18 protein-coding genes and 1 tRNA gene are annotated in these 26,165 nt (G+C 48.2%); 13 read left to right on the top strand and 6 right to left on the bottom strand.

The features are described from left to right. The first annotated feature begins 106 nt into the window (after nt 1-106). The 3 genes from rarD (at nt 107) to M3P05_RS16445 (ending at nt 8,799) form a co-directional block, all read left to right on the top strand. Nucleotides 107-1,006 (top strand): EamA family transporter RarD, encoded by a 900-nt coding sequence (gene rarD / locus M3P05_RS16435; RefSeq protein WP_249701124.1) that lies wholly within the window; start codon nt 107-109, stop codon nt 1,004-1,006. A gap of 402 nt (nt 1,007-1,408) precedes the next feature. After that, nucleotides 1,409-3,805 carry an endopeptidase La gene (gene lon, locus M3P05_RS16440; protein WP_249701125.1) on the top strand — a complete coding sequence of 799 codons (2,397 nt, stop codon included), beginning with the start codon at nt 1,409-1,411 and terminating at the stop codon, nt 3,803-3,805. Nucleotides 3,806-4,092: 287 nt separating this feature from the next. Continuing rightward, nucleotides 4,093-8,799 (top strand): hypothetical protein, encoded by a 4,707-nt coding sequence (locus M3P05_RS16445; protein ID WP_249701126.1) that lies wholly within the window; start codon nt 4,093-4,095, stop codon nt 8,797-8,799. 2 nt (nt 8,800-8,801) lie between these two features. Here the strand turns inward: M3P05_RS16445 and M3P05_RS16450 are convergent, their stop codons facing one another. Then, nucleotides 8,802-9,299 (bottom strand): NUDIX hydrolase, encoded by a 498-nt coding sequence (locus tag M3P05_RS16450; protein ID WP_249701127.1) that lies wholly within the window; start codon nt 9,297-9,299, stop codon nt 8,802-8,804. Nucleotides 9,300-9,669: 370 nt separating this feature from the next. Between M3P05_RS16450 and ppnN the strand changes: the two genes are divergently transcribed. From ppnN to M3P05_RS16475, 5 genes are all read left to right on the top strand, one after another. Continuing rightward, on the top strand, nt 9,670-11,043 hold the full coding sequence (ppnN, locus tag M3P05_RS16455) for a nucleotide 5'-monophosphate nucleosidase PpnN (protein ID WP_249701141.1): 1,374 nt from the start codon (nt 9,670-9,672) through the stop codon (nt 11,041-11,043). 217 nt (nt 11,044-11,260) lie between these two features. Next, complete coding sequence (locus M3P05_RS16460) at nt 11,261-12,349, top strand: PfkB family carbohydrate kinase (protein ID WP_249701128.1); 1,089 nt, start codon at nt 11,261-11,263, stop codon at nt 12,347-12,349. Further along, nucleotides 12,346-13,275 carry a pseudouridine-5'-phosphate glycosidase gene (locus M3P05_RS16465; protein ID WP_249701129.1) on the top strand — a complete coding sequence of 310 codons (930 nt, stop codon included), beginning with the start codon at nt 12,346-12,348 and terminating at the stop codon, nt 13,273-13,275. The genes M3P05_RS16460 and M3P05_RS16465 overlap by 4 nt, the downstream gene beginning before the upstream one ends. A 248-nt stretch (nt 13,276-13,523) precedes the next feature. Continuing rightward, nucleotides 13,524-15,071, top strand: coding sequence for a hypothetical protein (locus tag M3P05_RS16470; RefSeq protein ID WP_249701130.1), 1,548 nt, complete (start codon nt 13,524-13,526; stop codon nt 15,069-15,071). Then, entirely contained in the window at nt 15,044-16,141 is a 1,098-nt protein-coding gene (locus tag M3P05_RS16475; RefSeq protein WP_249701131.1) for a ubiquitin family protein, read from the top strand. The genes M3P05_RS16470 and M3P05_RS16475 overlap by 28 nt, the downstream gene beginning before the upstream one ends. An 87-nt stretch (nt 16,142-16,228) precedes the next feature. Here M3P05_RS16475 and M3P05_RS16480 read toward each other — a convergent pair whose 3' ends face one another. Further along, complete coding sequence (locus tag M3P05_RS16480) at nt 16,229-18,046, bottom strand: DEAD/DEAH box helicase (RefSeq protein ID WP_249701132.1); 1,818 nt, start codon at nt 18,044-18,046, stop codon at nt 16,229-16,231. Nucleotides 18,047-18,570: 524 nt separating this feature from the next. Between M3P05_RS16480 and M3P05_RS16485 the strand changes: the two genes are divergently transcribed. Continuing rightward, nucleotides 18,571-19,071, top strand: coding sequence for a hypothetical protein (locus M3P05_RS16485; protein WP_249701133.1), 501 nt, complete (start codon nt 18,571-18,573; stop codon nt 19,069-19,071). 23 nt (nt 19,072-19,094) lie between these two features. Here M3P05_RS16485 and M3P05_RS16490 read toward each other — a convergent pair whose 3' ends face one another. The 4 genes from M3P05_RS16490 to M3P05_RS16505 all read right to left on the bottom strand — a co-directional run bounded on the left by M3P05_RS16490 (nt 19,095) and on the right by M3P05_RS16505 (nt 21,517). Further along, on the bottom strand, nt 19,095-19,832 hold the full coding sequence (locus M3P05_RS16490; RefSeq protein WP_249701134.1) for an AMP-binding protein: 738 nt from the start codon (nt 19,830-19,832) through the stop codon (nt 19,095-19,097). A 156-nt stretch (nt 19,833-19,988) separates the two neighbouring features. Further along, nucleotides 19,989-20,065: transfer RNA gene (locus M3P05_RS16495), tRNA-Pro, on the bottom strand. 55 nt (nt 20,066-20,120) lie between these two features. Continuing rightward, complete coding sequence (locus M3P05_RS16500; RefSeq protein ID WP_408635931.1) at nt 20,121-20,486, bottom strand: hypothetical protein; 366 nt, start codon at nt 20,484-20,486, stop codon at nt 20,121-20,123. Between the two features lie 140 nt (nt 20,487-20,626). Then, the gene (locus M3P05_RS16505; protein WP_249701135.1) at nt 20,627-21,517 is read right to left on the bottom strand and encodes a LysR family transcriptional regulator; all 891 of its coding nucleotides are present in this window, start codon (nt 21,515-21,517) and stop codon (nt 20,627-20,629) included. 155 nt (nt 21,518-21,672) lie between these two features. Here M3P05_RS16505 and M3P05_RS16510 point away from each other — a divergent pair, with 155 nt between their 5' ends. The 4 genes from M3P05_RS16510 to M3P05_RS16525 form a co-directional block, all read left to right on the top strand. Further along, nucleotides 21,673-22,767 carry an HlyD family secretion protein gene (locus M3P05_RS16510; protein WP_249701136.1) on the top strand — a complete coding sequence of 365 codons (1,095 nt, stop codon included), beginning with the start codon at nt 21,673-21,675 and terminating at the stop codon, nt 22,765-22,767. Further along, entirely contained in the window at nt 22,751-24,352 is a 1,602-nt protein-coding gene (locus M3P05_RS16515) for a DHA2 family efflux MFS transporter permease subunit (protein WP_249701137.1), read from the top strand. The genes M3P05_RS16510 and M3P05_RS16515 overlap by 17 nt, the downstream gene beginning before the upstream one ends. A gap of 115 nt (nt 24,353-24,467) precedes the next feature. Continuing rightward, entirely contained in the window at nt 24,468-25,907 is a 1,440-nt protein-coding gene (locus M3P05_RS16520) for a hypothetical protein (RefSeq protein ID WP_249701138.1), read from the top strand. Continuing rightward, nucleotides 25,895-26,165, top strand: a 271-nt coding sequence (locus M3P05_RS16525) for a hypothetical protein (RefSeq protein WP_249701139.1), incomplete at its 3' end; no start/stop codon positions are given. The genes M3P05_RS16520 and M3P05_RS16525, both read left to right, overlap by 13 nt.

The raw sequence follows: 26,165 nt of genomic DNA on the forward strand, positions 1-26,165 counted from the left end.
AGTGTGGAAATCTTTGAAAATTTGAAGGCGACTATATAACGCCAGACAGTGTTATTTTCCAGCCTCAAGTAAAGGCTTTTACTTCTTCTTTGCAAATAGACAATTAATGACAACGAACAGCCCTCAAACGCGTACGACAACGTTCGCCGTTTTCTCAACCATTGCTGCTTTTACCATCTGGGGACTGAGCCCGGTTTACTTTAAGCAGGTTGCCCATGTTTCTCCTACGGAGGTACTGGCACACAGAGTGATATGGTCTTTCCTACTGCTTGCCCTGGTTGCTTATGTCCAGAAAGAGATGCCTGTTGTTCATCAGCTGCTAAAAGATCGAAAAACTCTTCTAACCCTAACCGTGACAGCAGTCATTATTGGCCTGAACTGGCTGGTCTATATCTGGTCCATCACCAACAACCATATTGTTGATGCCAGCCTGGGTTATTACCTGAACCCGATTGTGAATGTTCTTCTGGGTATGATTTTCCTGAAGGAAAAACTCTCTCCCATGCAGAAGTTGGCTCTCCTGCTGGCCTCAGCCGGTGTTGCCTGGCAGGTTATCTCTCTGGGAAGGTTACCGGCAGTGTCTCTGATCCTGGCCGTTTCTTTTGGCTTTTACGGCTTGATCCGAAAAAGAATTGCTGCACCGGCTGTACCTGGTCTGCTGCTTGAAACCATGATCATGATACCCTTGGGGCTGGGCTGGCTGTTATGGCTTGCCGTTCAGGGAAATTCCGCATTTGTGTTAACCGACTTTTCCACTTGTGGCTGGCTGGTTCTGGCAGGTGTTATTACCTCGGCCCCCCTGCTTCTCTTTACCAGTGCGGCACCCAAACTGCGCCTGACAACCATTGGCTTTATTCAATACCTGGCCCCTACTCTGGCTCTGATGCTGGGTGTACTCATGTATGGAGAACCCTTTGGACATAACCTGCAGATCAGTTTTGGTTTTATCTGGGCTGCATTGCTGGTGTTTTCTTCGGAAGCTGTTTTGAAAGCCAAGGCAAAATAGCCATACGGCAGCCTGTCAAAATATGGACTGCTGAAATCTACAAGCTGGTTGAAAGTGCTGCTTTCCTGTCAGGTTTATCAGGGTACCAATGGTTTCCCATTCCATGACAGGAAAACCTATCCACTGTTCGATGCATCTTTCGATTTGTGGCGGAGAAACACCATTTAATTGTCTCTGACAGCCATGCTCTGCCCGATGATTTCAACCATAATTCTGTTAAGCCGTTTAAAAAGCGGTTTACTGCCACTATCTATTAGGTCAGTCCTAGCTCTTAGATCAGCCCAAGCAGCCTTGAGCTCAGAAAACTGATTCCGGGGTAAAGAATAACCGCATACTGTTGTCTCGTAGACTGCACCCGGTAGCTACCATTTAACAGATGCCCAGTCAGTTGTGTATGTAGATATGAGCGAAAATCACCAAGACACCCAAGACACTGCGGATATTGACAATGAAACAGCCTCGGAAGGCGGTACTGGTCTGGTTATTCCCAACCAGACACTCCCTGACAAGCTGTATCTGATACCTGCTACCAACCGCCCGTTTTTTCCCGCCCAGGTTCAGCCTTTGGTTTTTGGCGCCGAAGCCTGGGAGGAAACTCTCAAGCGAGTCAGTCAGTCCGACAGCAAGGTTCTTGGCCTGTCGTTTATTAAAGACTCCATAGGTGAGAATGCTGCGCCTGAAGACTTTCCGGAAATTGGCTGTGCCGTTAAGGTGCATAACATTGTTGAAGTAGAAGACCAGATTCAATTTATTGCTCTGGGTGTTCAGCGTTTCAGAATTGTAAAGTGGCTGCGTCATCGCCCACCTTTCCTGGTTCAGGTGGAATACCCGGACGATAAAAGTGAAGATGAAGACACCCTGAAGGCCTACGCCATGGCGTTGATAAACGCCATCAAAGAACTTCTGCCGCTTAACCCTCTTTACAGCGAAGAGCTCAAAAACTATCTCAACAGATTCAGCCCAAGGGAACCTTCTCCTTTGGCAGACTTTGCTGCAGCAATTACAACAGCTCCTGGCCCCGAACTTCAGGAAGTTCTGGAAACTGTCTCTATCCAGCGCCGGATGGAAAAGGTTCTGATTCTGATCCGCAAGGAGCAGGAAGTTGCCAAGCTGCAAAGCCAGATCAGCGAGGAAGTAAACCTCAAGATCAACAAGCACCAGCGCGAGTTTTTCCTGAAAGAACAGCTCAAAGTTATTCAGAAAGAACTGGGAATAGCCAAAGACGACAAAACAGCCGAACTGGAAAACTTCCAAAAGCGTCTGAAGGATAAAGAGATACCCGAAGCTGCGCGCAAGAAAATTGATGAAGAGCTGCACAAGTTCTCACTGCTGGAAATTGGCTCCCCAGAATTCAGCACAACACGTAATTATCTTGACTGGGCAACATCTGTTCCCTGGGGCCAGTACTCCGAAGATAAACTGGATCTGGTAAACGCCCGGACAGTGCTGAACAAAGACCATGACGGTCTGGACGATGTTAAAGACCGGATTATTGAGTTCCTGGCAGTCGGTGCTTACAAAGGTGAAGTCGCAGGTTCCATTCTTCTGCTGGTAGGCCCTCCCGGTGTGGGTAAAACCTCTATCGGTCAGTCCGTCGCTTCTGCCCTTGGCCGCAAATTCTACCGATTCAGTCTTGGTGGCATGCGCGATGAAGCCGAGATCAAAGGCCACCGCAGAACCTATATTGGCGCCCTTCCCGGCAAGCTGGTGCAGGCCCTGAAAGAAGTCGATGTGGCCAACCCGGTTATCATGCTGGATGAGATTGATAAGATCGGTTCCTCTTTCCGTGGTGACCCTGCCTCCGCCCTGCTGGAAGTTCTTGATCCGGCCCAGAACAGCGAGTTCCTTGATCACTACCTGGATATGCGCATTGACCTGTCCAAGGTACTGTTTATGTGCACCGCCAACCAGCTGGATACTATTCCTGGGCCTCTACTGGACCGTATGGACACCATTCGCCTGTCCGGTTATATCACTCAGGAAAAGATTACGATTGCCAAGAACCACCTGTGGCCCAAGCAGCTTGCCAAAGCCGGTTTGAAAAAGTCTCAGGTCAAGATCAGTGATGCCACTCTTCGCACTCTGGTTGAAGGATATGCCCGGGAGTCCGGGGTTAGACATCTGGAGAAACTGCTAGCGCGCATCATCAGAAAAGTGGTTATGAAGATTCTTGATGATCGAGACCTTAAGGTGAAAGTTGGTGTTAAAGACCTTGATGACTACTTGGGCAAACCTTACTTCACCAAGGAGAAAGTTCTTCAGGGTGTTGGCGTGATCACTGGTCTCGCCTGGACCTCAATGGGTGGTGCGACTCTGCCAGTTGAAGCAACCTGTGTTCACCACCTGCGTCCAGGGTTCAAGCTTACCGGTCGGCTTGGCGAGGTAATGAAGGAATCTGCCGAGATTTCTTACAGCTATATCATGAGTAACCTCAAGAAGTTTGGTGCTCCTGATAACTTCTTCGATAAATCCTATATCCACCTGCATGTTCCTGAGGGTGCCACACCCAAAGATGGCCCAAGTGCCGGTGTAACCATGGCCAGTGCCTTACTAAGTCTTGCCAAAAACCGCAAACCTAAATCTCTCGCTATGACAGGTGAGCTCACGCTGACAGGTCATGTATTACCGGTTGGAGGCATTCGGGAAAAGGTCATCTCTGCCCGTCGAAGCAATATCAAAACCGTTATTCTCCCAGAGGCTAACCGCCGGGATTATGACGAACTGCCAGAGCATATCCGCGAGGGCATGACAGCTCACTTCGCCAAGACATTTGCTGATGTAGAAAGGCAGCTGTTCTAACCAGTTTACCCTTCAGGCAGGCATAAAAAAAGCTGCCCATCCCATTGCGGGGTGGTGCAGCTTTCTTTCTACAGCTCGCTCAAGCAGCGTAGGCAACCCACGCTTGGACACGTTTGGTGAGCGTCCCAACTATAGTCTGCCACCTTCTTGACTGTCCACTTTCTCTAAGAATCTTTTTATTTAAGCGCGGCCATTTTTACGCTTTATCACGCCTGTTTCAGCCTCTCCCGCACCAAAGCTACCTAAACTTTAACCAGTTAGGGATAGTCAAAAAGGCTGGAAGCCAAATGCCATCATCACTGCCTCCAGATTACCGCTCAGGAGTTAACGGCGGCTCTTATGCCCGACCTCCGGTTGAAACTCATCAGAGGCAGAACTCGAAAGGGGTTCACTCAGAAGAACTGCTCGACAGAAAAATACCCTCACCTGAACGCCAGATTTCAGAGTTACCTGATGAGGATGATGAAGTATTTCATTCACTACGCCCAGCACAAACCCTCCTGAATAAAGACCAGTCAGGTCGTGTCGTCAGTCGTCAGTCATCTGTCTTATCTGACAGCGATGATGAAGAGTTTTTTGAACCTGAAGAATATCTTGACAGCGAGTATCTGGATGCTCCTGAAAACCTCTATGAGCCACAAGGTTCATTGTCGCTGAATGACAGAGAGATCACTGAAACCATACCTGAGAGCAAAGGGTGGTTCAGCTGGCTCAATCCATTCTCAGGACGAAAGAAATCAACAACTGAGCGTTCCATATCAAAGTCACAAGCAGATGCTGAAGTTGAAACAATTAATCATGATATCTGGGAATTAATCAAAACCCAGGTTATTGATAAATACGTCCAAGGTCTGAAGTCCTGGGAGATTCCCAACCTGCTTCAAACCATGTCGACCGTTTACCACCGCTGGAAGAATCGCGACATAACCGGTGAAGGTGTCGCTCCAGAAACAGTTCACCTTTCAGCTCTGACTATTCCTAATGCTCTTGGAGAAGGTCGCGACCTCTATCTGACTAATGTCACCATCAAAATTCGTAAAATCAGACCACATGGTCCCGGTGAAGGTTACGATAAGTTCAGAAAGTTACGAGTCCTTGTCGATATCAGCGGCGATGCACAAATGTCAACAGGTTACTCAAAATTTGCCGGAGATGTCGCATTTAAAGATGTCATCATGGATATGAATTTCCGTGAAGGCGCTGTGATTGGCAAGTTAATGGAAAGCGGAACCCTGACCGGTACCACCCCAAGAGCCATCTGGCAGTTATTTGATGCCAACTTCTTTTCCAATATTAAAAACTACGCACTTGGCAAACTGTTTAGAAGTAGTACTCCCACGCCGGGATTCTGGAAAGTTGTGCAGGATTATTTGTTTACAAATATCTTGCCCCATGACATCAAAATCAAGCCGGCCCACTGCAACATTCATTTCACTGGAGTATCTGCAGACAATGCTGACTGCTCTGTCGATGTTGGCTTTGATGAACTTGAACTTGCCTTGGACAAACGTCTGCCAGATAGCTCCGAAGCTCATCAGGCGACTCTAAAAAACGTAAGGTTGAAGGGAAAGGGTCAGCATATTCTTCACTTTCTGCCAGAAGATATTCACGAACAGGCTGAGAAGTATTTGCCTTACGCAAAACATTCAGAAACTGTAGCGGAAGTCGAACTTGATCAACTCTCAGTTCTGTATAGCGGAGCGTCGATCCGTGCCGCCTGTCCCAATATAAAAGTGAAAACCCAGGGGGATGTTGACCTGACCCAGGGTCATATCAAAAATTTCGCAGCGGTTGTCCAAAGTACCCCAAAATCCCATATTCCAGAAGTGGTTGTTGGCTTTGATGAAGCTGGGGCTGATGCGCATGTTCCCCTGTCCACCTTTCAGCTGCCATATGAAGTTAAGGGACCAGTGAGATGTGAAAAAGCCGCCATCAAGTTCAGTCCAACCTCGAAAGAGGACGGTTCTCATAAGGGAATCAAAATTACGGCCCAGGCACAGGAAATTGATGCAGCAGTTGATGGTGGAATTGAGTTTAACGGTACAGCTAGCAATATCTCTGTCGGTTATGACACCCACGAAACCAAACTGGATCTTGAAGTTAAAAAAGCATCAGCCCAACACTTCAATGTTGCTACAGGGGGAAGCCAGATTACTCCTGAAAACCAGCTGGTGAAAGGACATGGCGACTTCCATGGCATCAAGCTGAAAGTTGAACCCGAACAGGGACCATTACCAGAAGACCAAAAACGTTCAATGGTTACCAAGGTTGAAGTCGCCAGGGCTAAAACACGAGACCTCGAAGGAAAGGTATCAGCCCGGCTGGCCAATCTGTCTAAAGTCGAAGTCACCCAGAAGTTCACCGGTGAAATGAAACAGCAGATAGATGTTACGGCAAATACAATCGACAGTACCCAGGTTCTCGTACCTGATCAGGCCCTGGCCGGATATGCTGAGGTAGATTTGGACACCGCCCGGGTAAACAAGGTTTCTGCAACCTGTGAAGTATTATCCGCACCATTGACCGAAACAGAAAAAGAAGAAGCTCATAAGAAAATCCCGGTTCCCAGCGAAACATGGAAAATCCCGCAAACAGCTGTTGTTTCAACCAATGTTGATATGACTGTTCAAAGTACATCTGGTGATATCAGTGCAGCCATACCTCTGCCTCAAAAACAGGAAGAGGATGAAGAAGTCGACCCAAAACCAACGCCACGGGCCTACACAGCAGGTTCCTTTGAGGTAAGAGTACCCAAGCTAACCGTTGAATACGATGCAAATAATGGTGTCGAAGCCGCTATCCTCCAGACAGATACTGCACGCTTGGAATTAGACCATGGCGCTGTTCGCGGTGAAGTCAGTGCCCATAAAGTCCAGACAGAGTATGTGCAACATTCACAGGATGATCCTGATACCGCCACGGTCCATGCCACAGTCGTTGAAGCTTCTGGAAAGGGGCTGACTGTTGATAACAACCTGAAGCCGGAAGGAGTAGAAGTCACTGCAGATTTCAATGCAGATCATCCCGAAGCATGGGTGCAACTCAGAAAAAATTCTGAGACAGAAAGTACCCAAACTAAAACAAAGCTTGAAATGGAAAATGGCAGTATCAAAACAGAGCTTGCCATATCGAGAAGCCAGATCATGCCCGGCTCAACCAAAGACAAAGTTCAAAAACTCAGGGCGATGCTTCCGGCAGAATATGCAGAAAAGCTCGAAGCTCCACTTCACTACCTGGAAACAATCCCTGAAGAACCAAATGAAGAGCTGGAGAAATCAATACTGCACCAAACCGTTGAAGTTGCAGCCCATAAACTGCATGCAGATTTATCTACAGGTGAGCGAAATACTCTGGATCTGAACACTCACAGTGCTGATATTAAAGTAACCGAAGGAACAGTGCAGGCCCATGCTCAACTTAACGATATTGAAGCCCATATTGTTCAGGATGAGGACACTATCAATACCGGCCTGCATGTAGATGAAATTGTTACTGACAAGCTCAGTACAAAAGGAAATGTAAACATCAGCTTAAGCAGACCTGCCGTCATAACAGGGGCCCACTTCGCGTTTCACCAGGGGCTAAAGGAAACAAAACTTCATACAGAAATCGAAAACGTTGATATTGACATGAATGCAGGAGTCAACGGTCTAGCCCAGGCAGGTACCGCTGAAGAGCGCCCCCTTGCTCCAGCTCATATTCAGGTTAATGGCCAGCATCTTGAAGTTGATGTTGGAAAAAATATTGTTGGCACAGTTGCTGCCGCCCAGATTCAGAAGCTGCATTTTGAACTGGATGACACTGTGGATCAGCTGGGAGTCGATATCAAACTTAAAGCAGATTTGAGTGATGGTCTGCTTGGTATTTCATCCACAGAAGATCAGCTTCGTGTTGATGCCTCTGCCGAAAAAGTCCATGTAAAAACCGAAAAAGATCTGAATGGGGTTATGGATATTCATGGCGCAGGCATAACGGTCTTGCAGGATGAAGATGGTATTAAAATAAACACCCGAATTGATAGCAAAAAAACCAAATTTGATTTTGCGGACCCTGCCAGAGAGCTTGTTCAAATTTTTACCAGGGAACGCCTTGCCCAGAGCCCTCTTGGTAAAGCCTGTGAGCTGAGCGTCACACCAAACCTTGATAATACCCTGACAGGAACTGTCTCAGGTTCCGCCAGAGGCGTTCTTTCTCCGCTGATCGGACTACTGTTGACTGTTGCTACCAGTAGAAAAACCAGGGCACTGCTTCATATTGCCGAATTTTTATCCGGCACAATGAAATTTGGTGTTCAAATGAAGAATCTGCCTGTTCTGGAGGGCAGTATAAAAGTCTCTGACATCTTCAAATGCACCAGTATTCAGATATTCAGTGAACGGGGTTTTCACGGAAAGGTGTATTCCGGAATTATCAGCTTCTTGGCGAATTACCTGGCACCATGGATTATGAAACCAATTATGGCAGCCATGAATTTAACCAATAAAACCGCCGGTGAAATATCCCTTTCAACACTGGCAAGCTATACCGGTCAAAATATTCAGTTTGTTTCCCATGAAGACCTGCCTATGCCTCCCGGAGTCAGTACATCGCGTCTACTGCAGGATGCTCACAAATGGCTTCTTATTAATAGAAAGCTTCCTGAATGGTGGGATGACCGGGCCTATATTGATGGTCTTGAACAAAAGCTGGTGCATATGCGCTGGAATAACAAAGCTCTTGGCAAAAACCGAGAAATTTCCGAGCGCGATATTCGGGAGCTTTGTAAGGCGATCGCGAAAGATTTCCCTCTTCCTACCACGGCCGGAGAATTCAGGCGTGTAACTGAAATACTTGATCTGCTCCAAACCCAGCTGCGCCTCGAGAAGGAAAAGATTTCACTTAGAGATGCCTACAACCAGGCGCATGATCATATGGCAAAGATCAAGGAAGCCAAATATAACGGTACTCCTTTAGGTTCAAGATCATCCCCAATTGCCAGAACAAGGCGGGGATAACGCTATTGGTTCAGCTCCATGAGTTTCTTCAGTGCCAGCAAGCTATCAGGGGTGTAAGGTCGAAAATCAGTATTTGCCAGAACATGCTCAGGCCTGTCCATGATCACATCGGCAACCTCTTCCGGCTGCGGAACAATCTTCCCTTCCCACAAACAGGTATAGGCTTTACCCCATAAACGACAGGCGCTGTCCTGATAGTAAAAATGGAACCTTGGCGTCAGCTTGATTCCGGCAATACCAAACTCCTCTTTCAACTCCCTTGCAGCTGCTTCATCATATTCCTCTCCTTCATCAACGACACCACCAACAGCCAGATCATAACAGCCGGGATAGACATCCTTGGTCATGGTTCGTTCCTGTATATGAAGCTCACCCCTGCTGTTGAAAACAAAAACGAAAACTTCGCGATGACATAAGTGCTGAGCCCGCACAAAACTGCGCGTCTGGGCTCCGATAACTTCATTATTTTCATCAACAACGACAACCCGTTCTTCTGCCATACCTTAAAACTCCCACCATATCTTATTGTAACCATTGATATTTTTATGGCATTTCATGTTATTGTAACAATCAGCCTCAAATAATACCGATCAAACATATGGGATGTTATAAGCCGAAGGAGTGCCCAACATCATCCCAACAATAGGCGAACAAATCCGAAATTGTTCTGGATAAAGCAAATTTTTTATAAAGAACCAGTTGAAGTAACGGATGGATACCATTAAAAAAAATAGAGAGTCTTTAGGACTCTTCAGCATGGATATGCAGCCACTGACAGAATTTCACAGTCATGGCACTTACGCGACAGAGGGCAGCTTCCCGCCTGTCGCCGCATTGGAAAACAGGAATATCCGGAACAGGGGAGAATCTATGTCAGGCTGCAACACAGTCAGTGCAATCGTTAACCCTGCCGGCAGCATGAATGTGCTGTCAGCCCATGAAGTCAGCAAACTACACGACACGACCCATACAGGTCTTTACTCCCTTTTCCGGCAGTGTGCTCTGGCCGTTCTCAGCTGTGATACCGAGCTGGACGATGCCCAGGAGCTGATGAACCTTTACCATGATTTTGATATCAAGATCATGCAGGAACACCGCGGCCTGCAATTAGAGCTGATCAATGCTCCCGCCTGCGCTTTTGTAAATGGCGAACTTATTCGTGGTGTGCGTGAAAACCTCTTCTCAGTCGTACGCGATATTCTTCATGTTTTCTCAGAGATTGAAGCACATGACCTGCTTCAGCTGACTGACCCGCAGGACATCACCAACCTGATCTTTGAAATCCTGCGCCACGCCAATGCCTTCATTCCCAAAACACCACCCAACATTGTCGTTTGCTGGGGTGGTCATTCTATTGGTCGTGAAGAGTACAAATACACTAAAGATGTCGGCTACCAGCTTGGGCTGCGTGGTATGGATATCTGCACAGGTTGTGGCCCGGGTGCTATGAAAGGCCCCATGAAAGGTGGGCATATCGGGCACGCCAAACAGCGTATACATAATGGTCGTTTTATCGGTCTGACCGAACCCGGCATTATTGCCGCTGAAAGTCCGAATCCGATCGTTAACGAACTGCTGATCATGCCAGACATTGAAAAACGTCTGGAATCGTTTGTCCGGCTTGGGCATGGCATTGTAGTGTTCCCAGGAGGCCCTGGCACCTGTGAAGAGATCATGTACCTTATTGGTATTCTTCTGCATCCTGCCAATAGAGAGCTACCTTTCCCTTTCATTCTCACCGGCCCGGCCTGCGCCAAGGAATACTTCGAGCAGATTAATGCCTTTATTGGCGATACTCTTGGAGCTGAAGCCCAGAAACTGTACGAAATTATTGTTGATGACCCTGTTACTGTTGCCAACCGTATGCAGCAAGGTCTGCACAAGGTGAAGCAGTACCGTAAAGATCATAGCGACGCTTTCTACTTCAACTGGAAACTTCATATTGAACACAGCTTCCAGGAACCGTTTGAGCCAACCCATGAGAATATGGCAGCACTGGCACTGGAACCAGATCTTCCCAAGGCTGAACTGGCTGCCAATCTGCGCCGGGCTATGTCTGGCATTGTGGCAGGCAACATCAAGGAAGATGGTGTTGAAGCAATCCGCAAGCATGGAAAGTTCAAGCTGAAAGGCGAACCGAAACTGATGAAGCGAGTCGATAAGCTGCTGGCATCTTTTGTAGAACAACAGCGCATGAAACTACCGGGAAGTCATTACGAGCCCTGCTACGAAATCGAGCACTAAAAATATAAAAATCACTTCCACATTGAAAAAACCGGGTTTTTACCCGGTTTTTTACATTCTCTTTGCACAAATTTGCACAACACCTATTGTTCATTTGCACGCCGACTGCTTCAATACCAAACAAATGCAACTACAACCAAACACATGTTTGCATCGGCTTTGCTGACACATACTTGTGACATTTATCTAGTTGCTGAACGGACACATCGGACAAGCTATGACTGGGCGTGAGCAGCAGATTCTGGCACTGATTCGTGGTAACCCCCTGATATCCCAGAAATCCCTGGGAGAACAGCTGGGCATCAGCCGTGAAGCCGTGGCAAACCATATTATGAACCTGACCCGCAAGGGCTATATCAGGGGAAAAGGGTATCTCTTAAATGATGTTCTGGAAGTGGTCGTTATTGGCGGCTGCAATCTGGATATCCAGGGAATACCTCACAAAGCAGGCCTGAAGGGAGATTCCCTTCCTGGTGAAGTCACCATGACTCCAGGCGGAGTTGGCCGGAATATTTCCGAAAACCTGGCCCGCCTGGGTCATCAGGTTCGCCTGATATCTGTGGTTGGTGATGACGATGCAGGTGAACGACTTCTGACTTGTACCGCAGAGGCTGGTGTTGATATTTCATCTGTTCATCGCCTGAACAACCAGCGCAGCCCGGTATATCTCTCTGTTCTTGATGCTGAGCATGAGCTGGTCCAGGCCATCAACGATATGGACCAGATGAACAGCCTTACACCTGATGTCCTGGCTGAACAAAGTTCAGGGCTGCGTCAAAGTCAGGCCATTGTCGTTGATGCCAATGTCTCCTGCGAAACCCTGGAGTACCTGTTCTCCAGACCTCAGCTTCCTGCAATATTTGCCGACTGCGTCTCCGCCAGTAAGGCTGAAAAACTTAAGCCCTGGCTATCCCATATCCACTGTTTGAAGCCCAATAGAATGGAAGCCAGCCTGCTCTGGGGCAAAGCCATTGAAACCCAGGAAGACCTGGAAAGCTGTGCTGACTGGTTTCACCAGCAGGGCGTCAAACAGATCTTTATCAGCCTTGGTGAAGAAGGCCTTTTCGCAAGCAATGGCGAACGGCAACTGAACGTCATCCCGACACCTGTTGAGGTTGTCAGCTGCTCAGGAGCAGGCGATGCCCTTATGGCTGGCCTGGTTCACAGCCACCTGAATCAGTTTGATCTGCTGCAAACCGCCAACTTTGCCCAAGCTTGTGCCTCCCTGGCACTGGAACATCATTCCACTATTAATCCGGCCATCAGCGCTGGCATGGTTCAAAACAAACTCAGGACAGTTCAATGAAAAATACAGTGAATCCTTTTCTCGATATTCATCCCGATGTTAAAGCAGCGATTGATGGCGGCCTTCCGGTTGTGGCCCTGGAATCCACCATTATCTCCCACGGCATGCCTTATCCGGATAACGTGGCAACCGCTCTGAAAGTTGAACAGACCGTCAGAGACAGCGGCGCAACCCCAGCCACTATCGCCATTATCGATGGTCGTCTGAAAGTTGGTCTCACTGAAGCCGAGATTGAGCACCTTGGTAAAACCGGTCTTGGTATTATCAAAACCAGCCGTCGCGATCTGCCCGTTATTATGGCCAAGCGCATGGACGGTGCCACAACCGTTGCCACCACCATGATCATTGCCGCTATGGCCGGTATCAAGGTCTTCGCTACTGGTGGTATCGGTGGTGTTCACCGTGGTGCTGAGACAACCTTCGACATTTCTGCAGACCTGCAGGAACTGGCCAAGACAGATGTTGCCGTTGTTTGCGCAGGGTGCAAATCCATTCTAGATATTGGTCTGACTCTGGAATACCTGGAAACTCAGGGCGTGCCTGTACTTGGTTACGGTGTGAAAACCATGCCTGCTTTCTACACCCGTGAGAGCGGTTTTGACACCGACCACCAGCTGGATCACCCTCAGGAAATCGCTGATGCCATGTATGCCAAGTGGACCTCCGGTCTGAAGGGCGGAATGGTGATTGCTAACCCGATTCCACACGAATTTTCCATGCCCAAGGAAGATATTGATAACGCAATTGAGCAGGCACTGAAGGAACTTGATGAGCAGGGCGTAAAAGGTAAGGAATCCACTCCATTCCTGCTATCCCGGGTTAAGGAACTGACCGGTGGTGAAAGCCTGAAATCCAATATTGAACTGGTGCTGAATAACGCTCGCCTGGCTTCCAAAGTAGCTGCTGAGTTCAGCAAAAAAGCTTAAGCGAAACTGAAAAAAGAGGTTGGTAATTGCCAACCTCCTTTTTTCTGATAGCTGCTTTTCTCACTTCGATTAAGACAAGAACCAAGAAGCGTCGTCATTCTTTTGACACATCAATATTCTGCGTCAACAAAACCTTTCTACTACCCACTCTTTTTTCCTTTTTCGTCAGTGCACTAGCGCCATAACCTCCCCATGTTTATCTAACATGATTTTAATGCATTTCTGGAGAAGCCAGCAGGGAGTAGATTATGGCTTATCGTATGACAGGGGATTATGGTCGACAGTGCCAAACCGAATATCACAACCCGGATCAACCACAATTTAATCCAAATCCCACCTCACTGAAACCAATGCCAGGTCGTAATTACACACCTATACCAGTGAGAAGCAGAACCACAGAACATCCTCCAATACATACAAGACAAATATCTGAAGCTCCAGAGTACTTTGACTCATCTTCACAACAACTTTTTGATTACATGAATCATGTTGCACAATTTCCCAAGGGGGCGAAAAGAAACCATGAATTGAAAACCATTCTCTATGCAATCAACCATTTAAATAAAGAAAGAAACCCAAATGTCCGTAAGCTTACGCAACATATGCACCAAACCAGGTTAATACCGTTCTCCCCTGAGCGCCTGGAAATATTCGATTCCAACTTTCCCGGAAGTTTGGAAGGTGCTGTCCGTGCAAAGACAACAGAACGAGCACATTTTCTAAAAAGCGGCGGACGAAATTTTAGTCTTGAAGAAGTAAAGGCAGCTATTGAGTGGTTAAGTGAAATCCATGATTCTGATACGCTTTTTCTTCTTCAAAATGCTCGAGAACTTTACCGCTTCAGAACTGAACTTGAGCCCAATGATAAAACTTACGAAGCGAGAATTCTGCAGAACATGTCACACCATACTGCAAGTCAACCTCCTGCCTCAAAACCCGAACCAGTAAAACGTGATTACGTCACACGACAATTAGAACAACACACCAGAAGAGAAACAAGCAGCCCAAAGACACATGTAAGCCCGGAAGCCTCCGCAAGTACCGAATCTCGATACTCACAAATATCATTCCGGGGATGTGGTAATCCTACTATCAGAGATTTTGATCAGAAAGCTCCAGTAGCAACGCTTGTGACACAGCTTATTGAAAAAGGCCATCCATTACATTCTCACGGCATAATGTTCGCCGGAAAAATGATTAGTGAAGGCGATGATCTGTTACTGAACATGAGCTCAGGTGGCCACAATCCACAAAGTGTAAACGGCATCCATCTTCTTACAAACGAAGATTTATTAGACCCTTTAAAAATTTATATTGAGTGTTTCACTTGGAAAGACAGTCACAATCAGCGTCACTCGCTTATGGACAAAAAGTATAACGAACCTGATAAGATTGAAGCTGCGCTTGTTACCCTTTTCCGCCAATCCCGTGGGCTTCCTGTTGATACTCCTATCAATGATGCAGAGTTTCTCCGACTGAGACAGATGCTTGTAACTGTAAAAGAACATATTGGTGAAAGCACAAGACTTGTTAATCATAGAGAGAAAGCTGAAACGTATTTTCAAACACTTCTAACATGCATGGATTTACACCGATATCCAGGAAAGTCTCCTATCGGCAAAGATAAACCAAGTACATCTGTCCCCAGAAGTCATCAGCCAGCTCCACGACAAACAACCAGCCCGGAGAATTACCAGCCGGTTCAGAGGACAACCTATACCGCGCCAAGAATCGAGCCCCTGTTCTTGAAGATTTCGAGCAGCCAGTCATGGCCTCTCTTCAAGTCAGTACAATGATCCTGAGTGAAAATCAAAAGAAAGCCGATCTACCACTTCAACAAAGAATCAATAATAAACAAAAAGAACGCATGGAGCAGTTCAACCATTCAGTAGAAAAGCCCGCTGGACAGATTTTCGCCAAAACACTTACAGGGGATACCCACACCATCAACTTTACAAATCGCGGCCCTGTTGCCGAGATTATCATGGGCTTGCTCCAGAAGAAGGCATGTCATCTGTATTCAGCTCGCGTAATTTACATGGGAAAAAGAATCAGCTTTGGAGATATCCTCAGTAAACGCCACGGCACAGGGGATACTAACTTCGCAAAAGAAGGCCCAATTCATCTCGTGCATACTGACGATGCAGACAATCTCCACCGTAAATTTTGCGAATTTCTTATTTCTAAGGTTAAAGATCCGGACACAGGTGAAGTAGAGCCAATGATGCCCGAGAGCATTAATACCCCTGAAAAGATTGAAGACTTGTTAGTGCGTATCTTCGATCAAATGAGAGGAGGTGAAGCGAGCGTTTATGCGCATGAGTTTATTGAACTGCAGAGCCATCTGGAAGAAGCTCGTATATATGCAGATATGGCACAAATGCCGGATGAAGATAAATCCAGATTGAAGGATTACATTGATACCCTGCTTCGTTGCCTAAGTATCTACAAACTGCCATTCGTTGGCCATCAAAAAGCTTTCCTTGATGATCACATCAAAAAGTTTCAAAGCTATCGTTCAGAAGGGCATCAGCAGATGACAACCGATGAACTGTTAGACAGACTGGATCAAGCGACTGTACACAAGGATCCTGCAGAGGCTTACAGCTGCCTCGATGTACTAATTCAGGGCATTAAATTCAATCTGCTCACAGTTGAACAGTTGGCACAAGTTATGGTGAACCCTCATCTGCCAAGGGATGCTAAAGAAGCACTACGTCCTCTTGCTGCACTGCATGCGTCACAGACAACGGGCATACATAGTCTCAGAACTCATACCGCGATACACCGTTCCCGCCTGGAATCAACGGACGTTGCTCCTCCCATGTCACTCCCGCAGCCAGGATATAACTACAGGCAGAAGTAGCAATCCAGATGGAATTGAAGGTATACAAACTAAAAAAAGCCGGAAATCATTCCGGCTTTTTTAGTCTCGATAACAGCAAATCAATAATTAGCGATTGCCATTGTTATCACGGTCACGGTTGCCACGACGGTCGCCACGATCACTATAGGAACGACGACGCTCTCCACGATCACCACGTTCTCCGCGATCACCACGGCTGTTATCAAAACGGCGGCGTGGGCGGTCATTGCGATAGCCACCACGGTCACCACGTGGGCGATTGTCCTTCCACTCACGCATTTCCAGAGTCTGGTTGCGGATGCGGGATTCGCTCAGAGTACTGATCACCTCTGGAGCCAGATCTTCCGGCAAGTAAACAGTGGAGAACTGATCGAACAGACGGATATGACCGATGTCCTTACCGGAGATACCCCCTTCATTGGCGATAGCACCAACAATTTCGCCAGGGCTGACACCGTGCTCACGACCAACGCTGATACGGTAGCGCTTCTTGCCCTGGTTACGGGGATCATCACGATCATCACCACGAGGACGACGCTCACGCTCCTGCCACATGGGAGGCTCAGGCGTGTTGTCGTTGGCATCCGGGAACGGACGCTCACGCTGGGCCAGGTAGCACAGTGCAGCAGCCGCATCTTCCATGGAGATGGCCTGCTCCTGGATCATCTCTTCAACCACTTCGCGGTAAGGCTCAAGTTCTTCCTTACCGATGATCAGAGAGATCTGTTCCTTGAAGTTCTTGATGCGGGTATCACGAACATCACGCAGAGAAGGCAGGCGCATAGGCTCGATCTTCTGACGGGTGGCATGTTCGATAGCGCGCAGCATACGACGCTCACGAGGGGAAGCGAACAGGATCGCAGTACCCTGACGACCGGCACGGCCAGTACGGCCAATACGGTGAACGTAAGCTTCAGTGTCGTTAGGAATATCGTAGTTAACAACGTGGCTCATACGCTCCACGTCCAGACCACGGGCTGCTACGTCGGTAGCAATCAGAATGTCCAGTGAGCCTTTCTTCAGGCGGTCGATCATCTTCTCACGCAGACCCTGGCTCATATCACCGTTCAGGGCAGCCGCAGAGAAGCCACGGGCTTCCAGCTTTTCGGCCAGCTCAACAGTGGCAGAACGGGTGCGGACAAAGATAATCATGGCGTCGAAATCTTCGACTTCCAGAATACGGGTCAGGGCGTCCAGCTTATGCAGACCGCTGACCATCCATACCTTCTGGGTAATAGTGTCAACAGTAGCGGTCTTGGCGCGAATTTCGACAGAAACCGGATCTTTCAGGTGAGTGCTGGCGATACGACGGATGGCCGGAGGCATGGTCGCAGAGAACAGGGCTGTCTGACGCTCTTTTGGGGTATGATCAAGGATCCACTCGATATCATCAACAAAGCCCATGCGCAGCATTTCATCGGCTTCATCCAGAACAACAGTCTTCAGGTTGTCCAGTTTCAAGCTGCCACGGCGCAGGTGATCCATAACACGACCTGGAGTACCCACTACAATCTGGGCTCCACGGTGCAGGCCTCGCAGCTGGCCACGCATGTCCTGACCACCGTAGATTGGCAGAACATGGAACTTATCCATGAAACGGGCATAGCGCTGACAGGCTTCTGCTACCTGGATAGCCAGCTCGCGGGTTGGACACAGAACCAGAGCCTGAGTTTCACGATTATGAACATCAATCCGGGACAGCATCGGCAGGGCGAACGCAGCAGTTTTACCGGTACCAGTCTGGGCCAGACCGAGCAGGTCCCGCCCTTCCAGCAGATGGGGAATACTGCGTGCCTGTATCGGTGACGGGGTTTCATAACCCACATCACGAACAGCTTGCAGAACGGCATCCGCCAGTGGTAGCTGGTCAAAAGCGGTAACTAAATCAGTCTGGGTTTCGGGCATTTACATCGCGCCTGTTGGAGGAATTCTAAAAAAGCGGGCGATTCTAACGGGAAATGCTGACCGCTGGCTACTGAAAATCGTTCAAATAACCAATATTGGCAAATTGAATTTCAGTGAATTACGGTAAGTACCCATACATAGCGGCTTCGCCTGCGTATAATGGGCCAAAGACAGGTTTTATCGAAGTCAGGGCTTATTCTGCGAAGCCCCCTATCCAGCCCACATGTATTGTGCTCTTTATTGCTCGTGCTGCAAGTTTTTCCTTTAAAAAATCTTCAATCTACGTAACGCTCATTTAATCAGACAAATGGGAAACAATACGCTGTGCTTGCAATAATATAGCTTTGCTGAAGGTTCCACGTTCCGAGGAAATACTTCAAGAGTTGCCTGTTCTTCATCATATACCTTTCCCATGAGTACCTGTTTCCCTTTGGGCCCACTTAGACCTTGGTCTAACGTCCCAGAACTCATCGCGATTTCAGTAATCTATCTAGGTAGGAATATATTGTTCAGGGAATGAAGCCATGATCAGGGAACCAGGCAAAGTCTTTAATCCTCTTAAGGAGATACCTCTGTCTTGTGAATATGCAGATTACTCCTTTAGAGATAAGCTCGTCAGAGCCATTCCTGATGCCATCAGCTACATGAAAGAAAACCCGGATGATTTAGCATTCTTTGCTGGGGTCGCCGTTGCAGCAGCTAGCGTTGTTGGGCTTGGCTGCGCCATTGCTCCGGTACTTCTGACACCAATGGTCATTTACAACCCTCCTATCCTTGGTTTTGCCGGTTATACCGTAACCAATGCCATACTGGGAGCGGCACCCGCTTTAGTTGGTGGCTATCAGCTCAACAAACTCTGTGCAGAACCACCAGCAGATATGGATGCGTGGCGTGAGGAAGGGCGGGCAAGAAAGGTAGTGCGTGTTGCTGCCAAGTTTCAGCTGATCACTCTTGCCAGTGGCGCACTCGGCGCTGCATTTATCCCGGCCGGTCACGCACTGGGACTGATACTGCCACTCTACTAGAAATGATCTCCAGGTCGCCTGCATTAACCCATTGAAAGTGGCTTACCTCTCAGAAGTTGTACCAGCAATTTGAGGAAGCTGGCCACCTGCGGCATTTCCGTTTCTTTTTCCGAATTCTTGATTTCTCTGTAAAGAGATTCGACCTGACTCAAAAGGTCATTCTGTGTTGTTTCCTCAACTTTGCCCAGGTTACCAATCTGAAACACCTTGATTGTCCTGTGCGCTCTTGAAGCCGGGCGTGCCCAGATTTTTGGAGGAGTTTTCCTGACAATCCGGTTGAAAGACCGGGCCTGGGAGACCTGCCCCTGGGCATTCAGATCTAAAACCTGCTGCTCTGGCTGGAAAAAGCGATTGAGATAACGCGTGTGAAAGAAATCACTTTTCTCAGCCACTACAAGCCGAACTTTCAAATGACTAAAGCATGACCCGGCCTGACTAAAATAATCAGGTTCAACAACGGCAACGGAAGCACCGGATTTCAAGGCTCCGCAAAGTGCAATCGCGGAAGAAATGGAAGGCCTTGATGTAACAGCAACAACATCCTTTTCTATATCCAGAGATGTCTGAACAAACGCAGCAAAAGAAGTACTGGCTTCATCCAATTGAGAATATGACAGCGTTTGCTTATCAGAACATAACGCCGGAAAGTGACAGTACATATCGAAACAGTATTCAAGCATCTGCTGCACGGATGAAAAATAAGAACTTCCGGCAGTTTTCTGGGAAGATGAAAGCTCAAGTGAGGTAACGGGATCACCCATAGGACATTCTTATTGTTGTTTTTCAGGGACTATACCCTTATCAGGCAACAGCAACAAAAAAGAAAGCAGGATTGATCCAAAACAGTCGGCAGGATTAACAGCCTTACAGACTCTAAAAGCAAAAAAACCTGCAATCTCTGCAGGCTTTCAAAAGTATGGTCGGCGAGAGAGGATTTGAACCTCCGACCCTCACAACCCGAATGTGATGCGCTACCAGGCTGCGCTACTCGCCGATACTGCTTGACGTGGCGCGTAGCCGGGCGTCTATACGCTGCGAATACTACATATTCAAGCTGTGGAATGCAACCGGAGCACCTTTATTTCCACCGTGGTACAGCACGTTAGGAAGGCTTTTGCCATTCCGGTTTTAACCAGCAGATGGCCTGCAGCCACTACGATCTGGTTCGCCTGATCCAGTATCTCTGGTGTGAACAGGCAAATATTATCCTGCAGGGTCTGGATAGTGTAGAAATGAATACAGTAAGGGCCATGGCCGAGCATCTGCCGCAAGGTTCCGTGTTCATTGGCCAGTTCCTGGAGGCGGTCGTAATCACTGTTAATGACAAGGCGCAATGTTCCAAAGACAAGAATGCGCCAGAGGTCTATGCTGGGACGGCCATTGCTATGATCTGCCGAAATTTTGGTTTCAAGCACCTTCAAGACTTGGCTACGCAGTTCCAGATCTGTCCAGATGTACTGCAGCTTCTATTTTCATTCTTCATACCTTCAATCATCTGCAAGAAGTGTTCGTTATGAACACCGCATTTGCTCTATTGGTAAAGAGTCGAGAGGTTCTACCCAATAGTACCTCCAAACTCTTCAAGCAGGGTTCTAAGTGCCAGCGGCATCATTTTGCGTGGAGGATAGATAGCATGTACATGACGCACAGGCATACTCCAGTCCGGGAACAGCTGAACCAAAACACCTGATGTCAGGGCATCTTCCAGAATCATTTTAGGAAGCAGTGCCAAACCCGCTCCAACTATGGCGGCTTCTCTTATCGCAGTAATATTATTGAAAATGATATTACCCTGCCCTATGTGGGTATACACCTCGCCATCTTTACTGAACACCCAGCCTGAAGTGTTATCAATCATGGGATAAAAGCGGATGGTGTTTAGCTCCGCCAGGTCAGAAGGATGATGAATAGTTTTACCCTTCAGAAAATCAGGGGAAGCAACCAGAATCATCTCCGAAGTCCATACCCTGCGACATACCAGATCCTGATCATTGGGTGGTGTTATCTGCAGTGCCAGATCAATATTATCTTCATAAAAGTCGACCCGGCGATTACTCAGCTCAACATTGATACTCACCTTGGGCCAGCGTTGCACAAATTCCCCAACCTGCCGGGCAAGAACCAGCTGTCCCACTTCGATAGGAGCAACAATATTAAGATGGCCGGAAGGCTCTGACTTATGATGCTGGAGAATATTCTCAGCCTCTTGAAAAGCCTCGACAATATAGCGACAGCGCTGGAAATGTTCTTCACCAATATCCGTCAGTGCCATTCTACGTGTAGAACGATGCAGCAACCTGACACCAATACGCTCTTCCATTGCAGAGAGTTTTCGGCTGATCGTTGATTTCTGCATTCCCAGCCGTTCTGCCGCCGCGGTCATACTGCCCGCCTCAACAACAGTGAAAAAAATCAGCGCTTCATTCAGGTCAGCAGATTGTTGCATTCAGGGAACACCAAGTTGAAAAAAGATCATCTAATCCCATAGAGGCAACAATGATAACATGCGCCGCTATTTCCAAACATTCCAAACCCAAACATTGTCAGGTGCTTTTATCAGACGGGTGTTTGGTACTTGTCGTAGAAATCTGAGTTTTATCAATGCCAAACAAAAAGAAGCACGGTGTTCTTGCTCTTCTAGCCTGTATTGCCCTGGCAGGCACGAGCTACTGGTGGCTGTTTGCACGCTTCCAGGAAAGCACCGATAACGCTTACCTGCAGTCAGATATTGTTTATATCAGTACCAAGCAGGCCGGTTTTGCCGAAGCGGGCTGGATTGCAGACAACCAGCCGGTTCATGAAGGAGAGGTTCTGGCCCGTATTGAAGATCAGGATTACCAGTTAAAGGTTGAAGAGAGCCAGGCCGCTGTTTTGGCATCAAAAGCCGCCATCCTCCAGCTGCAGGCACAGTTAAAACTGCAGAACACTCTGATTGATGTAGCCAAAGCCAAACTGAATTCCACCAAAGCCGAGCGTAGATTTGCAGCAACGGAACTGAAACGTATGCAGTCCCTGTTCAAGCAAGGTGCTGTTTCCGTTGACGACCTGGACGAAATCCGTACTAAGGATCAAAAGCTTCAGGCTCTGCTCGATGGCGACAAGGCCAATATGCTGGCTCAACAGCGCCAGATTGATGTATTGAACAGTCAGATTGCCGCTGCCAAGGCCTCCAAAAAACAGGCCGAGAGTCGTCTAGCTATAGCTCGCAGCAGCCTTGAAGAAACAGTGATTACCTCACCCCGAAGTGGTGTAATCGGGCAGCGCCAGGTGAAAGATGGCCAACTGGTAAAAGTAGGTTCCGTCCTGTTTACCCTTGTTGACAGCAATACAGTCTGGGTTACGGCTAACTTTAAAGAAACCCAGATTGGCCATATGCGCGTAGGCCAACCGGTTGAGCTGAAAATCGATGCCTTCCCGGATCAGCCTGTGACCGGATACATTGATTCCATCTGGCCTGCCAGCGGGGCGCGCTTCAGCCTGCTGCCACCGGAAAATGCCACCGGTAACTTTACCAAGATTGTTCAACGTATTCCGGTGAAGATTGTCATTCCCCAGGGGCATAATCTGACTGGACGACTGCGTGCAGGTATGTCGGTTGTCGCTACCGTTGATACCCGTTCTGAACCAGTTAATGTCAAGCAGCTGGCCGTTAATGATAACAATGTGATCAGTGAGCAGCATGTCGCAGAACGCTGATACACAACAACAATCTGACAGCACTAACGCGGAAGAAGTCTCAGCCCAAAGCGCCTTTACTGAAAAAGCATCACGCCGCGACTGGATTGCCGTCGCCGGTATGGTGCTGGGTGCTTTTGTGGCCATTCTGGATATTCAGATTATCAACTCCTCCCTGGCTGATATCCAGGGTTCACTGTCAGCCAGTCTGTCTGAAGGTTCCTGGATCTCCACCTCTTACATGATTGCGGAGATCGTTGTTATCCCCCTGAGTGCCTGGCTGGCCACCGTATTCTCCATGCGCCGCTATTTGTTGTGGAGTACTGCTGCTTTTATTCTGACTTCCTCTCTTTGCGGAATGGCCTGGAGCCTTGAGTCCATGATTCTTTTTCGGGCACTGCAGGGTGTTGCGGTGGCACCGCTGATTCCGCTGTCGTTTACCCTGATCAGAACCCGGTTACCTGAATCACAGCAGCCTATCGGAATGGCATTGTTTTCCTTCTCTGCGGTTCTGGCTCCCTCCATAGGCCCAACAATCGGTGGCTGGCTGACGGAAAACTTCAGCTGGCATTTGATCTTCTATCTCAACTTCCTGCCCGGCCTGTTGATGATGGCTCTGCTTGCCCATGGCCTTGACTCGGAACCGATGCGTCTGGATCGGTTACGCAATGCCGACTGGCCCGGTATTGCCTCCCTGTCAGTGGGACTGGCCACCCTGGAATTTGTGCTGGAAGAAGGTAACCGCAACAACTGGTTTGAATCCCATGAGATTACCTTGTTTGCGTTTATCGCCACTATCTCGCTAACCAGCTTTGTTTATCTCCAGCTAACCAGGAAAGACCCTCTTCTCAACCTGAGAATACTGGGGGAAAAACAGTTTCTGCTGGGAACCCTGGCTAACTGTGCCATGGGCCTTGCTCTTTACGGTTCGGTATTTTTGCTGCCGATGTACCTGGCTTCCATCCAGAATTACAGCCCGATGGAGATCGGTGAGGTGATGCTGTGGGTTGGTGTTCCCCAGCTGTTTCTGATTCCACTATTGCCGGTAGCGATGAAGTATTTCGAAACCCGCTGGCTCTGTATCTTCGGACTGATGATGTTCGCCATCAGCGCCCTGATGAACTCCTATATGTCCTACGACTTTGCCGGGGATCAGTTCCGCCTGAGCCTGATTATCCGGGCTATTGGCCAGCCTTTTGTGATGGTACCTCTGTCGGTTCTGGCGACGGCAAAACTGGATCTGAAAGATATCCCTTCTGCCTCCAGCGTTTACAACACCACCCGCAATTTGAGCGGTGCTGTAGGCATTGCCATGCTGTCGACCATTATTGACCGGCGTTCAACCTTCCATCAGGTTAGAATCGGGGAAACCCTGTCTCTGTACGATCAGAAAACCCAGATTTACCTGGACAAACTCCAGTCTATCCTGCCGCAACTGACTCCCCAGCAGGATCTGGCTCTGATTATGAAACAGATTGCCCGGGATGCCGGAATCATGGCCTTCAGTGATTCCTTTATCGTGATTGCAGGCTCTCTGGTGATTGGAGTACTGGCCGTTATCGCTATCGGGTCTAACTCAACCCAATCGGTTCAGGCCACTTCCTGACTAATCTTCCAGCCTGTTTCCTGCGGGCTGGTCATTTATCGACTATCTTTCCCTGTTTGGCACTCGCCATAGCTATAAACAAAATACTACTCGGAAAGCTCATAGTCGGAGTTAAATGAAGTACTGCCGCTGCCTGCCATTCTTTATCTTATTGATATCACTAGTACTTTCTCAGACATCCCGGGCCAATAGTCCGGTTGAGAAGATTCGGGAATATATCAATGCAACTTATGGTGATGCCTTAATTATCAGCAATAAGCAGGTTGAGCAGTTGACTTGGGTTCTCGACAACCCCGTAACAACTCCTGAAATGGCCGTTATTTACCAAAACGGTCGTATTCACCTCGAAGTTCCAAGAGCATTGGCCCGGCTATACAGCCTTCAGCTTCTTCGTTCAGGCTCACGAGACGACTACCAGATCTTTATAAGCCCGCAGATCAGGGAATATTCTGCCGATGAAATTCTGCCCTGGGAGGACTTTCAAAGTTTATCCGAGGTGTTTAAAGCACTGAGTCCAGCAGAGTATGAAACACTTCAGACAGGAGCACTTATCAGCTCTGTGGCTCTTTCTCCCAAGGCCAGAAAGCAAGCAGCCCCCTTTTTGAAGACAATGCCGGAAGACAGCAACCAGTTTCTGGCCGTCACTGCTCCGTATGCTGCGCAGATCTATCCATTGGCAAGCCATCTGGCTAGCGAACATCCGGAATCGTCTCGGTTACTCACAGTGCTTTTTATGCCCGACAGTCACCTCAGGCATATGATGTACTGCGAAGGTTCCATGGCCATGTACAGCCATCTAACCAAAGCCTCGCAGGAAAAGACCATCTCAGCCCGGGAACTCAACCTGTGGCACCTGCATTGGTTGATCAATATTGCAGGCTTTCGCGGGCATCTAGAACCGGTTGGCTCCCTCTACCTCTCCAGATATACGCTGGCCTCAGCCCAACTGGCCAAACAGGCGATCAACCTGGCTATTCAGGTTCCTGACGCCAATCCACTCAGGTTTTATCTGCAGGAACGCAGCCGCTGGCTGGAGTTACCTTCATTAACAAGTGATCAAGACGAGCTGGTTGCCCTGGGCAGACTGGCAGCCCAGCTTCGCATCTATACCCCGAAGCAGGGTCAGGAACTGTTTGATAGCTTTCGCAGCCTGGATGAAGAGGATCAGGCTCGATGGATTGCTTACTCACTGAAACAACTTGATTTTCAGGAAACACCAGCCCCTACCTATGCTCCAGCACTATTGTGTAACTGCGCCAGAAAACAAGGGCTTCAGAAAGCTATTCAGTCTGTAGCTCCCATAATGCTGGATGCTTTCGCCAGAGCAGAGTTGATGCGCACCGACGGAACACTGGCTTTGCGTACACCACTCTCCTTTCGCGAACTGGCTCAGGCTTGCTCTGTTACAGAGATTCTCGAATCAAAAGGGAATCAACCCATTCAGATTGATGGTACAACCGGTCTGGTAACTTTTGATCCAGTGAGTTCCCAGTCAGTACTAATACAGAAAACACCCTTAAAAGATAAGAGACTAAGGTGTCCATGCAGAGATTAAGAACATTATCTCTTACCTGCCTGTTGCTGGCTCTTATGCTCTGTCAACATTCTCTAAAGGCAGAAGACGAACCAAAAGTAGAAGAATCAGCGGCCGAGTCAGAGATTCTGAAAAGCGTTCCCAATAATCTGTTTCTTTCCGGTTATATAGAGCAAAGCCCTTCACCCAATAGAAACAGGCTTACTACACTGCTTTCAGAAATCGTTATACCTTCAGGCTTGGCGTATTTAACAAGTTATGGTTTTTCCTATGCGGGGG

It is taken from the genome of Parendozoicomonas callyspongiae (assembly GCF_023502345.1).
Taxonomy (GTDB): Bacteria; Pseudomonadota; Gammaproteobacteria; order Pseudomonadales; family Endozoicomonadaceae; genus Sansalvadorimonas; species Sansalvadorimonas callyspongiae.

What these genes read in the sequence shown, in the direction of transcription:
- rarD (WP_249701124.1), top strand. Translation starts at nt 107, where the DNA reads ATGACAACGAACAGCCCTCAAACGCGTACGACAACGTTCGCCGTTTTC.
- lon (WP_249701125.1), top strand. Translation starts at nt 1,409, where the DNA reads ATGAGCGAAAATCACCAAGACACCCAAGACACTGCGGATATTGACAAT.
- M3P05_RS16445 (WP_249701126.1), top strand. Translation starts at nt 4,093, where the DNA reads ATGCCATCATCACTGCCTCCAGATTACCGCTCAGGAGTTAACGGCGGC.
- M3P05_RS16450 (WP_249701127.1), bottom strand. Translation starts at nt 9,299, where the DNA reads ATGGCAGAAGAACGGGTTGTCGTTGTTGATGAAAATAATGAAGTTATC.
- ppnN (WP_249701141.1), top strand. Translation starts at nt 9,670, where the DNA reads ATGTCAGGCTGCAACACAGTCAGTGCAATCGTTAACCCTGCCGGCAGC.
- M3P05_RS16460 (WP_249701128.1), top strand. Translation starts at nt 11,261, where the DNA reads ATGACTGGGCGTGAGCAGCAGATTCTGGCACTGATTCGTGGTAACCCC.
- M3P05_RS16465 (WP_249701129.1), top strand. Translation starts at nt 12,346, where the DNA reads ATGAAAAATACAGTGAATCCTTTTCTCGATATTCATCCCGATGTTAAA.
- M3P05_RS16470 (WP_249701130.1), top strand. Translation starts at nt 13,524, where the DNA reads ATGGCTTATCGTATGACAGGGGATTATGGTCGACAGTGCCAAACCGAA.
- M3P05_RS16475 (WP_249701131.1), top strand. Translation starts at nt 15,044, where the DNA reads ATGGCCTCTCTTCAAGTCAGTACAATGATCCTGAGTGAAAATCAAAAG.
- M3P05_RS16480 (WP_249701132.1), bottom strand. Translation starts at nt 18,046, where the DNA reads ATGCCCGAAACCCAGACTGATTTAGTTACCGCTTTTGACCAGCTACCA.
- M3P05_RS16485 (WP_249701133.1), top strand. Translation starts at nt 18,571, where the DNA reads ATGATCAGGGAACCAGGCAAAGTCTTTAATCCTCTTAAGGAGATACCT.
- M3P05_RS16490 (WP_249701134.1), bottom strand. Translation starts at nt 19,832, where the DNA reads ATGGGTGATCCCGTTACCTCACTTGAGCTTTCATCTTCCCAGAAAACT.
- M3P05_RS16505 (WP_249701135.1), bottom strand. Translation starts at nt 21,517, where the DNA reads ATGCAACAATCTGCTGACCTGAATGAAGCGCTGATTTTTTTCACTGTT.
- M3P05_RS16510 (WP_249701136.1), top strand. Translation starts at nt 21,673, where the DNA reads ATGCCAAACAAAAAGAAGCACGGTGTTCTTGCTCTTCTAGCCTGTATT.
- M3P05_RS16515 (WP_249701137.1), top strand. Translation starts at nt 22,751, where the DNA reads ATGTCGCAGAACGCTGATACACAACAACAATCTGACAGCACTAACGCG.
- M3P05_RS16520 (WP_249701138.1), top strand. Translation starts at nt 24,468, where the DNA reads ATGAAGTACTGCCGCTGCCTGCCATTCTTTATCTTATTGATATCACTA.